This is a genomic window from Sphingomonas naasensis (genome assembly GCF_004792695.1).
Classification (GTDB): domain Bacteria; phylum Pseudomonadota; class Alphaproteobacteria; order Sphingomonadales; family Sphingomonadaceae; genus Sphingomonas; species Sphingomonas naasensis.
In genome coordinates this window covers 620,148-632,436 of record NZ_SRXU01000002.1, presented here as the reverse complement: position 1 = coordinate 632,436, position 12,289 = coordinate 620,148, and the positions used below count along the sequence as shown (strand labels likewise).

At 68.6% G+C, this 12,289-nt stretch carries 13 protein-coding genes; 11 read left to right on the top strand and 2 right to left on the bottom strand.

Translation table 11 applies throughout. From position 1 onward, the window contains the following. The 3 genes from E5A74_RS08050 to E5A74_RS08040 all read left to right on the top strand — a co-directional run. Nucleotides 1-1,053: SPOR domain-containing protein (locus tag E5A74_RS08050; protein ID WP_135983714.1), on the top strand; the 1,053-nt coding region annotated here is incomplete at its 5' end. Nucleotides 1,054-1,113: 60 nt separating this feature from the next. Further along, the gene (locus E5A74_RS08045; RefSeq protein ID WP_135983713.1) at nt 1,114-1,815 is read left to right on the top strand and encodes a hypothetical protein; all 702 of its coding nucleotides are present in this window, start codon (nt 1,114-1,116) and stop codon (nt 1,813-1,815) included. A gap of 71 nt (nt 1,816-1,886) precedes the next feature. Next, nucleotides 1,887-3,053 (top strand): deoxyguanosinetriphosphate triphosphohydrolase, encoded by a 1,167-nt coding sequence (locus tag E5A74_RS08040; RefSeq protein ID WP_135983712.1) that lies wholly within the window; start codon nt 1,887-1,889, stop codon nt 3,051-3,053. 43 nt (nt 3,054-3,096) lie between these two features. Here E5A74_RS08040 and E5A74_RS08035 read toward each other — a convergent pair whose 3' ends face one another. Continuing rightward, nucleotides 3,097-3,369, bottom strand: coding sequence for a hypothetical protein (locus E5A74_RS08035; protein ID WP_135983711.1), 273 nt, complete (start codon nt 3,367-3,369; stop codon nt 3,097-3,099). 220 nt (nt 3,370-3,589) lie between these two features. Between E5A74_RS08035 and E5A74_RS08030 the strand changes: the two genes are divergently transcribed. Both E5A74_RS08030 and E5A74_RS08025 read left to right on the top strand, forming a co-directional pair. Further along, nucleotides 3,590-5,080 (top strand): DUF1800 domain-containing protein, encoded by a 1,491-nt coding sequence (locus tag E5A74_RS08030; RefSeq protein WP_135983710.1) that lies wholly within the window; start codon nt 3,590-3,592, stop codon nt 5,078-5,080. Between the two features lie 3 nt (nt 5,081-5,083). Then, a complete protein-coding gene (locus tag E5A74_RS08025) occupies nt 5,084-6,235 on the top strand; it encodes a DUF1501 domain-containing protein (protein WP_135983709.1) in 1,152 nt (383 codons plus the stop codon). 123 nt (nt 6,236-6,358) lie between these two features. Here E5A74_RS08025 and E5A74_RS08020 read toward each other — a convergent pair whose 3' ends face one another. Beyond that, complete coding sequence (locus tag E5A74_RS08020) at nt 6,359-6,775, bottom strand: lysozyme inhibitor LprI family protein (protein WP_135983708.1); 417 nt, start codon at nt 6,773-6,775, stop codon at nt 6,359-6,361. A gap of 186 nt (nt 6,776-6,961) precedes the next feature. Here E5A74_RS08020 and argS point away from each other — a divergent pair, with 186 nt between their 5' ends. From argS to scpB, 6 genes are all read left to right on the top strand, one after another. Beyond that, complete coding sequence (argS, locus tag E5A74_RS08015; RefSeq protein ID WP_135983707.1) at nt 6,962-8,686, top strand: arginine--tRNA ligase; 1,725 nt, start codon at nt 6,962-6,964, stop codon at nt 8,684-8,686. Nucleotide 8,687: 1 nt separating this feature from the next. Further along, a complete protein-coding gene (locus E5A74_RS08010) occupies nt 8,688-9,419 on the top strand; it encodes an SPOR domain-containing protein (protein ID WP_135983706.1) in 732 nt (243 codons plus the stop codon). Between the two features lie 13 nt (nt 9,420-9,432). Continuing rightward, nucleotides 9,433-9,828 (top strand): hypothetical protein, encoded by a 396-nt coding sequence (locus tag E5A74_RS08005; RefSeq protein ID WP_135983705.1) that lies wholly within the window; start codon nt 9,433-9,435, stop codon nt 9,826-9,828. A gap of 66 nt (nt 9,829-9,894) precedes the next feature. Then, complete coding sequence (gene nagZ / locus E5A74_RS08000; protein ID WP_135983704.1) at nt 9,895-10,902, top strand: beta-N-acetylhexosaminidase; 1,008 nt, start codon at nt 9,895-9,897, stop codon at nt 10,900-10,902. A 24-nt stretch (nt 10,903-10,926) separates the two neighbouring features. Then, nucleotides 10,927-11,664 (top strand): segregation and condensation protein A, encoded by a 738-nt coding sequence (locus E5A74_RS07995; RefSeq protein ID WP_135983703.1) that lies wholly within the window; start codon nt 10,927-10,929, stop codon nt 11,662-11,664. Next, the gene (gene scpB, locus E5A74_RS07990; RefSeq protein WP_135983702.1) at nt 11,661-12,239 is read left to right on the top strand and encodes an SMC-Scp complex subunit ScpB; all 579 of its coding nucleotides are present in this window, start codon (nt 11,661-11,663) and stop codon (nt 12,237-12,239) included. The genes E5A74_RS07995 and scpB overlap by 4 nt, the downstream gene beginning before the upstream one ends. Nucleotides 12,240-12,289 lie beyond the last annotated feature (50 nt).

Genomic DNA, 12,289 nt, shown 5'->3' with positions numbered 1-12,289 from the left:
TGCTCTTCCGATCTGGCGCAACCCGCGCCTGCACAGACCGCCGCGGCCGATCCGCTGCCGGCGCCGCCGAGCGTGGCACGCGCGCAGGTGCCGATGGTCCAGCCACTTCCCGCGCCGCGCGCCGAGGAGATCGATGCGCCCGTCCGCGAAAGCGCGGCGCCGGTCGAAGTCGCGCGCCGCGAGACCGCCGCGCCCGCGGGCAACCTCGTCACCGCGCCCGGACAGGGTGGTCCGGCCGCGGTGGTCGCCGGCGACACTGCACCCGCCACCCCGGCACCCGGGGCGCGGACCCCGGTACCAGGCGCGCCCGCTGCCGCCGAACCCGTCGCCGCGGCGCCCGCGCCCCGCGCGGCAGAGTCTCTCCCGGCGAGCGCGCGTCCGACCCAGGAAGGCAGCACCGCTTCGTCCGCCGTTGCCGTCGCGGCGCGCCCCGAACCGGCGCCGCCGGGTCCGGCGCGGGTCGGACAGGAGGATTCGGTGCTCGCCGCGATCGTCGCCGGGATCACGATCCCCGGCGAGGAACTGCGGATCGTGAGTGTCGAGCCAGTCGAGCTGCCCGCCGAGCCGGCGCGCGCCGCGGCGGCTGCACCCACGCCGCCGGCGGCCAGGCCCGAGCCGGCGAGAGCGCGTCCCGAGCCCGCGAGGCCCGAGCCTCCAAAGGGCAAGGAGGCAAAGAAGCCGGAACCAGCCAAGCCCGATCCCAAGGCGAAGAAGCCCGAGCCGGCAAAACCCGATCCCAAGGCGAAGAAGCCGGATCCGAAAAAGGATCCCGCCAAGGCCGAGCCGAAGCGCATCTGGGTACAGGTCGCGGGCGGCGCCAACGAGGCGAGCCTGCCCAAGGCGTGGAAGGCGGTGGTCGCCAAGGCGCCGGCGCTCAAGGGCAAAGCGGGCTGGTGGACGCCGCTGCGTGCGACCAACCGCGTGCTGACCGGCCCGTTCAAGACCGCGGCCGAGGCGCAGGCTTTCGTCAACACGCTCGGCAAGTCGGGCGTGTCGGGGTTCGTGTTCACCAGCGAGGCGGGGCAAAAGGTGACCAGGCTGGGGGCAGAGTAAACCGCTCCAGGCGGCGAATATCGGATTGCGGGAGGCCGGCATTGCTGCGACGCTGCGGGCATGCGGGGAGCAATTCTGGTCTTTGCCGTTGCGATGCTGTCGGGCAGTTGCGCCGAAGGCGAGCGTGATGCCGCGTCGAGCGCCGCGCAGGCTGCCGCAGCGATCCCCACCGCGGCCGAGGTCGATTCGACCTATCATGCGTATCTGCAACGTCAGCCCTGCCCGGAGCAGGCATTGTGCGGCGCGGTCGGGCACCATCCGGTGGACGAGGTGCGATGTCGCCCGGCCGGTTCCGGAAATGCGACGTGTCGGTTCGTGATAGCCGCCGCGCCCTTTTTCGAGCGAGAACGCTATCGCTGCGACGGCTTGTTCAGACGCGATAGAGGTGCGTGGTTCATGTCCGGCATGGCGCGGGAATGCCAGCTGATCCCTTGGTCCCTGCCGCGTCGGCGCACCGTCGAGCGGCTTGAGCGGCAATTGATGCTCGAGGCGATCATTGCTTCCGTGGGCGTCGTCGACACGAAGTCGATGAATCGGAATGCCCGCGTGCGGGTTCGTGCGCTGAGCTGCCGACCGACAGGCCATGGCGACGCGACCTGCAGTTATGAGACCGATCGTTGCCAGGGTGAAGAAATCAGCCGGGACGGGCGCCGCTGGTGCCGTCGAGAGACGCGCTTTCAGCACCTCGGCAGCACCGCGTCGACCATAATCGGCGTAGACGGTTGGATGATCGATCGCCCCGGGACCGAACCCGGAACCTAGCCATCGCGCGGCGGCCGGCTTCGCACCATGAACCCTTCGACAAGCGCCATGCGACCCGCTAGGGCGGCGGCGTGAAAGCGACTTCCTCCTGGGCGAGCACACCGGAACGGAGCCGGGGCCGCCTCCACGAAGAACAAAGCGGGACTGTCCGCGGCCCGCGCGACGTTTTCCAGCGCGACCGCGACCGCGTCATCCACTCGATCAGCTTCCGGCGGCTTCGGCACAAGACGCAGGTGTTCATGGCGCCCGACGGCGATCATTTCCGCGTGCGGCTCACCCACAGCCTCGAGGTCGCGCAGATCGGCCGGACGATCGCGCGCGTGCTGGGGCTCAACGAGGACCTGACCGAAGCCTTGTGCCTCGCGCACGACATCGGCCATCCGCCGTTCGGCCATGCCGGTGAGGACGCGCTCAAAAAAGCTTTGGCCGGGCAGGGCGGCTTCGATCACAACGGCCATACGCTGCGCACGCTGACCGAGCTCGAGCGCCCCTATCCGGGCTGGCACGGCCTCAACCTCAGCTGGGAGACGCTCGAGGGGCTGGCCAAGCACAATGGCCCGATCGCGGCGCCGCAATGGGCGCTGGCGGCGGCCGATGGGGCCTTCGATCTCGAGCTGGATCGCTGGCCGTCGCTCGAGGCGCAGGTCGCCGCGCTGGCCGACGACATCGCCTATGACAATCACGACATCGACGACGGCCTGCGCGCCGGGCTGCTCAGCCTCGATCAGCTGATGGACGTGCCGATGATCGCCGAGGGGTGGCGCCGGGTTGAGAGCAGGTTCCCCGGCGTTCCGGCGCAGCGCCTGGTCGGCGAGCTGATCCGCTCGCAGATCGGCGAGATGGTCAACGATCTGATCGTCTCGACGCAGGCGCGGCTGGTCGAGAGCGGTATCGGCTCGGCGGAGGATGTGCGCGCGGCGGGCCGTTGCCTCGCCTGCTTCTCGGATGCGATGTCCGAGGCCGAGCGCGGGCTCAAGCGCTTCATGTACGCCAATCTCTACCACCATCCGAGCCAGCTCGCGGCGGCGGAGGCGGCGCATGGCGTGGTGGCGGGGCTGTTCGCGGCCTATGCCGGCGATCCGGCGCTGATGCCGGCGGAATGGCGCGAGGCGCTGCCCGAGGACGAGCCATGGCGGAGCCGGCACATCGCCGATTTCATCGCCGGGATGACCGATCGCTATGCGATCGCTCGGTATCGCGAGGTGGTCGGGCCGATCAGCCTGCCCGAGGGTTTCTGAAATGAAACGGGGCCTCCGCGCGTTGCGAAGGCCCCGGCAGAATTCAGCGCTGGGCGACCTGCACCGTCGCTTCACGCTTCGGCGCGCGGAACGACACGCGGGCGCCGCCGGCATAGCCATTGACCCAGTCGCCCTTGACGACGAGGCGAAACTTGCCGCCCTTCGAGGCCTGACCCTCGAGCACGACGCCATTGGCGCTCGGGGTGGCGGTGTAGGAATAAGTGATGCCCTCGTGGGTGAACACGCGCTCCTTGGCAGTGGCGGGGGCAACGAAGGCGATGGTAGCGGCAACGGCCGCGATCAGAAGCTTGGTCACGATCTTGTCTCCTTCAAAACATCGAAAGAGCCAGACCGGCATCCCTGTTGTGTGTTGTTCTGTTCTCGAAACCAGAATGCTGCGCTGCAACAGGATCGACAATCGCAAAGCACGGCAGCCATGGTTGCAGTCCGTGCATGAATCGCGGCGAGCCGAGCCGGTGACAAACTTCTGCGACAAGTCCGTGCGTATCTGCTCCCCGACAGCAAGGGACGACGCCATGGCGAAGGCAAGCATCGCGCTCAACCGCTTCGGGCTCGGCGGACGTCCCGGCGATGCGCCGGGCGCCGATCCGGCGCGCTGGTTGGTCGCCCAGCTCGACCGTTACGACGCACGGCCCGCGGCGATTGCCGCGCTTGCGCCGAGCCCGCAGATCGTCGCCGAGATCGCCGATTACCGGCGCGAGCTTCGCGACGCGCGGCGCGCGACGCGCGGCAATGCCGCGCCATCGCCGCAAATGGATGCCGAGCCGGCGATGCGTGCCTCTCCGATGGCCGACGCGCCCGCCATGGCGGCGATGCCGAAGCGCCGGAAAAAACCCGACGATCCGACAGCGCAGGTTCGTCGCGACGCCCGGTTGCAGGCGCGTGATCATTATGGTGACGCGGTCGCGGCGCGGGCGCTGACCGCGCTGACCTCGCCGGCGCCGTTCGTCGAGCGGCTCGCGCATTTCTGGGCCAATCATTTCGCGGTATCGGCCGACAAGCTCGAGATGGTCGGGCTTGCCGGCAGCCTCGAGTTCGAGGCGGTGCGCCCGCATGTCCTCGGCAAGTTCGGCGACATGCTCCACGCGGTCGAACGTCATCCGGCGATGCTGCTCTATCTCGATCAGGCGCAATCGGTGGGCCCGAACAGCGCGCTCGGCCAGCTATCGGGCCGGCGCGGGCAGAAGGCGGGGCTCAACGAGAATCTCGCGCGTGAGATTCTCGAGCTGCACACGCTCGGGGTGCGCACCGGCTACAGCCAGGCCGACGTCACCGAATTCGCCCGGGCGATGACCGGCTGGACGGTCGCGGGGCTGCGGCGGGGCGGCGCGCCGAACGAGGCGGGGGGCAGCTTCGTCTTCGCGCCGCGGCTGCACGAGCCGGGGACGCGCACCATTCTCGGCAAGAGCTGGCCGCAGCCGGGCGAGGCGCAGGCGGCGTCGGTGCTCGACTTGCTCGCGACGCATCCCGCCACCGCGCGGCACATCGCAACCAAGCTGGCGCGGCACTTCGCCGCCGACGATCCGCCGCCGGCGCTTGTGGCCAGGCTCGAAACCGCGTTCCTCCGCTCGGGTGGCGATTTGCCGACGGTTTACCGCGCGCTGGTCGACGCGCCCGAATGCTGGGTGGCGCAACCGGTCAAGTTCAAGTCGCCCTGGGAGTGGACGATCTCGGCGCTGCGCGGGCTCGGCGCGCAGCAGCTGCCGCCGATGGCGATGAACGGGCTGATGACCCAGCTCGGCCAGCCGGTGTGGAAGCCGGGGTCGCCGGCGGGCTGGGACGATGTCGCGGGAAGCTGGGCCGGGCCCGATGCGGTGATGCGCCGGGTCGAGGCGGCCGAGCGGCTGGCGCAGCGTACCCGCGACACGGTCGATGCGCGTCAGCGCGCCGCCGAGCTGTTTCCCGACGCGCTGAGCGAAAGCACCGCGCAGTCGATCGCGCGGGCGGAAAGCCCGGGACAGGGCGTCGCGCTGATGCTCGTCGCCCCCGAATTCATGCGGAGATAGGCCATGTTCACCCGTCGCAGTTTCGTGGCCCTTGGCGCCTCCGCGGTCGTCACTTCGGCGTTCGGCCCGCGCCTCGCGCTGGCGCGCGCCGCCACCGAGCGCCGCTTCGTGTTCATCATCCAGCGCGGCGCCGCCGACGGGCTCGGCACGCTGGCGCCGGTGGGTGACCCCGCCTTCGCCGGGCAGCGCGGCGTGCTCGCGCAGGATTTCGCGGCGGCGCCAAGGCTGGACTCGATGTTCGCGCTGCATCCGGCGATGACCAACACGCTAGGGCTGTGGCAGGCGAAGCAGGCGTTGTTCGTCCATGCCGTCGCCTCCCCCTATCGCGAGCGCTCGCATTTCGACGGGCAGAACGTGCTCGAGACCGGCGGCAGCAGCGCCTATGCCCTCAAGGACGGCTGGCTCAACCGGCTACTCGCGCTGCTCCCGGCCGACGACAGGGCGATCGCGCTCGCCGCGACGATCCCGATGGCGCTGCGCGGGCCGGTCGAAGTGGCGAGCTACGCGCCGTCGGCCTTGCCCGACGCTTCGGACGATCTGATCGCGCGCGTCTCGACGATGTACCGCGACGATCCGCAGCTCCACGGCATCTGGGAGCAGGCGACGGCAACGCGGATGCTGACCAGCGACCTCGCCGCCGACAATGGCCGCAACGCCGCTGCCACCGGCGCGCTGGCGGCGAAATTGCTCACCGCCGAGGGCGGCGCGCGGATCGCGATGATCGAGACCGGCGGCTGGGACACCCACGCCCAGCAGCGCGGGCGGTTGACCGGCCAGCTCAAGGGGCTGGACGCGATGGTCGGCGCGATCAAGCAGGGGCTGGGACCGCTCTGGGCGGACACGATGGTGGTCGTGGCGACCGAATTCGGTCGTACGGTGAAGGTCAACGGCACCCAGGGCACCGATCACGGCACCGGATCGCTGGCGATGCTGATGGGCGGCGCGATCAATGGCGGGCGGGTGGTCGCCGACTGGCCGGGGCTTTCGGATGCCGCGTTGTACGAAAGCCGCGACCTGCGGCCGACGACCGGGCTCGATACCTTGCTCAACAGCGCGGTGGCCTCGCATTTCGACCTGCAGCCGGTGCGAAGTGCGCAGAAGCTGTTCCCCGAGATGAAGAGCGCGGGCGTGCTGAAGGATCTGGTGCGCGCGTAAGCCGGTAAGGCGGCAAGCGCCCCATTTCCGGACATTCTATCTGGTCAGTTAGTCGGGGTCAGGAAGCCCACTGGTCGCAGGCTTATGCGTCTCATCTAAATGCGTCGTTCCTGGTAAGGGCCACTAAAGCAGGTCGAGTTCTTCGCGCCTGTGAAGAGCATGCTTTAGTCGACAGAACGGAAGCACGGTGGCGCCCGCAGACCCGCGCGTCAAATCGGCCTGCAGATCGCAGTCGGCCAGTGTCCACGTCCGCCATGCACGTTGCGCACGTTCCATGGCTGGTCGCGGATCGTATCCGGTGTAGTCTTGATCAACTGCGTCGCGCGCTTTGAATCTCTCGAAGCTCGCCTCTACCGCCGCCTCCGCCTTTGTTGCCTCGCGTTCGAGACAGACCGATTTTTCGGACGTGCTGCCCAACTCAAAACAACGGGCCGCGAGGCGCTCGGCGAGGTCGATTCGTGCAGTGGGTCGATGTGCATCGACTGGTTCAAACGGAACGGCCGAAAATGAAGCGATGCCGAGGGCGATAATCGTCCACATTGCGGGAATCTCCACATGAGTCGATGTCTCGAGATTGGAGAACAACCGATATAAACTCTAGCCACGAGTAGCACCTAGCCACCCGATAGCCGCCCCTCGCATCTCCCCAATCCCGCCCCGGGCGCCGATTGTCCCCACGCCCCCCATCCGCTAGAGGGCGCGCTTCCGTTACCTGTTGGAACCGCAATGACCCTCTACGTCCGTTTTGCCGCGCACCTTGATGCCGCCCTCGACGCGCTCGTCGCCGCGGGCGACCTGCCCGGCGGGCTGGAGCGACGTGCGGTCACGGTCGAGCCGCCGCGCGACGCGACGCACGGTGATCTCGCGACCAACGCGGCGATGGTGCTCGCCAAGCCGGCGGCGACCAACCCGCGCGCGCTGGCCGAAAAGATCGCGGCCGAGCTCGAGAAGCTCGACGAGGTCTCCGCAGTGTCGGTCGCCGGGCCGGGCTTCATCAACCTCACGCTCACCGACGATACCTGGCGCGGCGAGCTCGACGCGATCCTGAAGGACGAGGGCGATTACGGCCGCTCGACGATCGGCGCGGGCACCACGGTCAATGTCGAATATGTCTCGGCCAACCCGACCGGCCCGATGCACATGGGGCATTGCCGCGGCGCGGTGGTCGGCGACGCGCTCGCCTCGCTGCTCGAATATGTCGGACACAAGGTAGTCCGCGAATATTATGTCAACGACGCCGGCGGGCAGGTCGATGTCCTCGCACGCTCGGCGCACCTGCGCTATCGCGAGGCGCTGGGCGAGAGCATCGAGATCCCCGAGGGCCTGTATCCGGGCGAGTATCTGAAACCGGTCGGCGAGAAGCTCGCGGCCGAATATGGCGACAAGTTCGTCGGCAAGCCCGAAGAGGAATGGCTGGCGCTGTTCCGCAGGGAAGCCGTCGCGTCGATGCTGGTGATGATCAAGGCCGATCTCGCGCTGCTCGGCATCCATCACGACCTGTTTTCCTCCGAGGCGGAGCTGCAGGCGGCGGGCAAGCCCGAGGCGGCCGAGGCGTGGCTGCGCGCGCGCGACCTCGTCTATGACGGCGTGCTCGAGGCGCCCAAGGGCGAGACCCCCGAGGATTGGGAGCCGGTCGAGCTGCCGCTGTTCCGCTCGACCCGCTTCGGCGACGATCAGGACCGCCCGATCAAGAAGTCGAACGGGCAATGGACCTATTTCGGCGCCGACCTCGCCTATCACTTCCAGAAGGCACAGGCCGCCGACCAGCTGATCGACATCTGGGGCGCCGACCATGCCGGCACGGTCAAGCGGATCGTCGCGGCAGTGCAGGCGCTGACCGACGGCAAGACGCGGTTCGACGTCAAGCTGGTCCAGATGGTGCGGTTGCTCCGCGCCGGCGAGCCGGTGAAGATGTCCAAGCGCTCGGGCAATTTCGTCACGCTTGCCGATGTCGTCAACGAAGTCGGCAAGGATGTCGTCCGCTTCACCATGCTGACGCGCAAGGCCGACGCCCAGATGGACTTCGATTTCGCCAAGGTGGTCGAGGCGTCGAAGGACAATCCGGTCTTCTATGTGAACTATGCGCATGCCCGGATCGCGTCGCTCCACCGCAAGGCGGCGGAGGCCGGGATTGACTGCCCGAGCGCCGATCTGTCCCTGCTTGATACGGAAGAGCTGGCGCTGGTGAAGCTCGCGGCGCAGTTCCCGCGCGTCGTCGAAGGCGCCGCGCTGGCGCGCGAACCGCACAGAATTGCCTTTTATCTCTATGACTTGTCGGCTGCACTGCATGCGCTGTGGAATGTCGGCAACGACCGCCCCGAGCGGCGCTTCCTGCTGGCCGACCAGCCGGGGCTGACCTGCGCACGGCTTTTCTTGGCGCGCGGCGTGGGACAGATTATCCGTAATGGATTGGGCCTCATGGGTGTCGAGGCCGTGCAGGAGATGCACTAGAATGAGCCTGCGGACCGGTCAGGATTTCGACGAGCACGATCGCCTTCCCTGGCTGGAGACCGCCGAGGAGGACTATCCGAGGGATTATTCGGCTGCGCGCTTCATGCTGATTGCCGTGCTGGCGCTCGCCGTGGTGGGCTTCGTCGCGGTCGGCTATCTCTGGTACCAGCGCTCGCAGACGGTGAGCGGTGGCAATGGCGAGCTGATCAAGGCGCCCGCCGGCGACTACAAGACCAAGCCCGACGAGCCCGGCGGGATGAAGGCCGAGGGCGAGGGCGACACCGTCTTCTCGACGAGCCAGGGCGCCGCGAGCAATTCGAGCATCAATGTCGGCGCGGTCCCCGAAGCCCCGGTGGAAGGCACGCGCGCCGCCGCGCCGGGCGGCACCGCGCCGGGGAGCAAGAACGTCAAGCTCTCGATCCCGGGACCGACCACGGTGACGCCGAATGCACCCGCATCGGGCGTGCGTCCGGCGGCGGCGGCGCGACCGGGCTCGGGCTCGCTGATCCAGCTCGGCGCCTTCCCCAACGAGGCGGGCGCCAACATCGCCTGGGCGCGGCTGTCGAAGCGCTTCGGCTATCTCGCGCCGCTCGGCAAATCGGTCGAGCGCGGCGAGGCGGCGAATGGCAACACCGTGTGGCGGCTGCGGGTCAATGCGGGCAGCAACCCGCAGGCGCGCGAGCTGTGCGGACGGCTGAAGGTCGCCGGCGAGAACTGCTTCATCGCGAATTGAGGGCTGCTGACCGATGGCCCCGGTGAGTAGCGCGCAGGATTGGCGCGCACGCGCGGCGCTCGCCGTCTACATCGTCTGCTTCGGCATCGGCGCGGTCAATCACGCGCGTGACTTCGTGGTCGGCGGCCTGCGTCCCTACCGTTGGGGTCCGCCGCTGCTCGAGGCGTTCTGGACGTCGCTGATCGTGCTCGATTCGCTCGTGATCGTCCTGCTGCTGGCGCGGCGGATCCGATTGGGCCTGTCGCTCGCGTTGGCCGTGATGATCGCTGACGTTGCGATCAACAGCTATGCTTGGCTGCGGCTCGGTCTAGTCGGGTTCAACCTGCCGCTACAGGCGGCATTCATGGGTTTCGCGTTGGGAACGACGCCGTTTCTCTGGCCCGACCGAGCGCCTCGCCCACAGAACTGAGGGCGGGCGCGTTTGACCTTGAGGTCCCCCCTCCCCCTCCGGGGGAGGATTGGGTAAGGGGCGTCCATGAAACCCGTCATCTTCGGCGTCTCCGGCCACGAACTGACCGCGGACGAGCGTGCATTCTTCAAGGATGCGGACCCGCTCGGCTACATCCTGTTCAAGCGCAATTGCGGTGATCGCGCGCAGATGAAGGCGCTGACCGACAGCCTGCGCGATCTCTCGGGACGTGCGGACCTGCCGATCCTGATCGATCAGGAGGGTGGGCGCGTCGCGCGGATGGTGCCGCCCGAATGGCCCGCTTTCCCGGCCGGCGCGGCATTCGACGCGCTGTACGAAATCGCGCCGATCTCGGCGATCGAGGCGGCGCGGGCGAGCGCGCAGGCGCTGGCGATGATGCTCGCCGAAGTGGGGGTGAACGTGAATTGCGCGCCCTTGCTCGACGTGCGCCAGCCTGACGTCACCGAGGCGATCGGTGACCGCGCGTTCGGCGGCGATCCGATGCGCGTCGCGGCGCTGGGCCAGGCGATGCTCGAGGGCATGCGCCGCGGCGGCGTGGTCGGGGTGGTCAAGCACATGCCGGGGCATGGCCGCGCGCTGGTCGACAGCCATTATGTCCTGCCGCACGTAAAGGCGGACGCGGCGGCGCTCGAATGGGATCTGGAGCCGTTCGCGCGGCTCAACGATGCGCCGATGGGGATGACATGCCACGTCGTGTTCGAGGCGTGGGACGCCGAGCGCCCCGCAACGCTATCCCCCAAGGTGATTTCCGGGATCATCCGCGGGCGGATCGGGTTCGACGGGCTGCTGATGACCGACGATATCGACATGAAGGCGCTGTCGGGCACCGCCGGCGAGAAAGCCGCGCAGGCACTCGGCGCGGGCTGCGACGTGGTGCTCGATTGCTGGGCGCGGATGGACGAGATGGTCGAGATCGCCGGGCTGATCGGCGACGCCACCGCGGAATGCGTCGCGCGGCTCGAGCGGGCGATGGCGACGATCGCGGGCGGCGTGGAGCCAGGCGAATTCGAGGCGCTCGTGGCCAGGCGGGACGAACTGCTGGCGCTGGCCTGAACGACCTGCTTAACTCGCCAGGCAATGAGCGAAGCGGCGTCGGACGACACTCTCAAGATCGATATCGACGGCTGGGAAGGCCCGCTCGATCTGCTGCTCGCGCTCGCGCGCAACCAGAAGGTCGATCTCCGGCAGATCTCGATCCTCGAGCTGGTCGAGCAATATCTGACCTTCGTGAATCAGGCCCGCGAGCTCAGGCTCGAGCTCGCCGCCGATTATCTCGTGATGGCGGCGTGGCTCGCCTATCTCAAATCGGCGCTGCTGCTGCCGCGCAATCCCGAGGAATCGCCGAGCCCCGAGGAGCTGGCGCTCCGGCTCCAGCTGCGGCTCGAACGGCTCAACGCGATGCGCGAGGCGGGCGCGCGGCTGATCGCGCGCGACCGGCTGGGACGCGACGTCTTTCTGCGCGGGAGCCCCGAGGGGCTGCGCGTGGTGCGCAAGGGCCGCTACCAGGCCGAGATCTACGATCTGATCGCCGCCTATGGCCGGATCAGCGCGCGCACCCGGCCGGTGATGCACGTCGTCGCCCAGCGCGACGTGATGACGCTCGAGGAGGCGATCGAGCGCGTCTCGGCGTTGATCGGCGCGCGGATCGAGTGGAGCACGATCGAGACCTTCCTGCCCGAGGGCGCGAGCGGCACCTATCGCAAGTCGGCGCTGGCCTCGTCCTTCGTCGCGGCGCTCGAGCTGGCGCGGCAGGGGCGGCTCGAGCTCAGGCAGAAATCGGCGTTCGCGCCGCTCTATCTGAAGGCGAGCGTATGACGCCGCAGGACGATCTCGGCCGCGCCGTCGAGGCGGTGCTGTTCGCGTCGGAGGCGCCGATGACGATCGACGAGATCAGGGCGCATGTCGGCGCCGAGGCCGATGTGCGCGGCGCGCTGGCGGCGCTGGAGGCGATTTATGCCGGGCGCGGGATCGAGCTGGTCCGTCGCGGCGAGCGCTGGCATTTCCAGACTGCCGCCGATCTCGCGCACCTGCTGCGGCGCGACCGCGAGGAATCGCGCAAGCTCAGCCGTGCGGGGATCGAGACGCTGGCGATCATCGCCTATCACGAGCCGGTGACGCGCGCCGAGATCGAGGCGATTCGCGGGGTGCAGATCTCCAAAGGAACGATCGACGTGCTGATGGAGGCGGGATGGGTGCGCCCGGCGGGGCGGCGCGAAGTGCCCGGCCGCCCGCTCACTTATGCCACCACCGCGGGTTTCCTCAGCCAGTTCGGGCTCGCCAGCCGGCGCGATCTGCCGGGGATCGACGATCTCAAGGCGGCGGGGCTGCTCGACCCGGTCGATCTCGCCTTCGAGGCGGAAACCAGCGAAACTGTCACGGAAGACGAATAGGGCTCGCCAACCGATTCTTCGACGGCCTTCCCAGAGCCGTTGCCCCCGGC

Bases quoted from the DNA above. Each gene is read 5' to 3' on its own strand.
- E5A74_RS08045 (WP_135983713.1), top strand. From the start codon at position 1,114: ATGCGGGGAGCAATTCTGGTCTTTGCCGTTGCGATGCTGTCGGGCAGT.
- E5A74_RS08030 (WP_135983710.1), top strand. From the start codon at position 3,590: ATGGCGAAGGCAAGCATCGCGCTCAACCGCTTCGGGCTCGGCGGACGT.
- E5A74_RS08025 (WP_135983709.1), top strand. From the start codon at position 5,084: ATGTTCACCCGTCGCAGTTTCGTGGCCCTTGGCGCCTCCGCGGTCGTC.
- E5A74_RS08020 (WP_135983708.1), bottom strand. From the start codon at position 6,775: ATGTGGACGATTATCGCCCTCGGCATCGCTTCATTTTCGGCCGTTCCG.
- argS (WP_135983707.1), top strand. From the start codon at position 6,962: ATGACCCTCTACGTCCGTTTTGCCGCGCACCTTGATGCCGCCCTCGAC.
- E5A74_RS08010 (WP_135983706.1), top strand. From the start codon at position 8,688: ATGAGCCTGCGGACCGGTCAGGATTTCGACGAGCACGATCGCCTTCCC.
- E5A74_RS08005 (WP_135983705.1), top strand. From the start codon at position 9,433: ATGGCCCCGGTGAGTAGCGCGCAGGATTGGCGCGCACGCGCGGCGCTC.
- nagZ (WP_135983704.1), top strand. From the start codon at position 9,895: ATGAAACCCGTCATCTTCGGCGTCTCCGGCCACGAACTGACCGCGGAC.
- E5A74_RS07995 (WP_135983703.1), top strand. From the start codon at position 10,927: ATGAGCGAAGCGGCGTCGGACGACACTCTCAAGATCGATATCGACGGC.
- scpB (WP_135983702.1), top strand. From the start codon at position 11,661: ATGACGCCGCAGGACGATCTCGGCCGCGCCGTCGAGGCGGTGCTGTTC.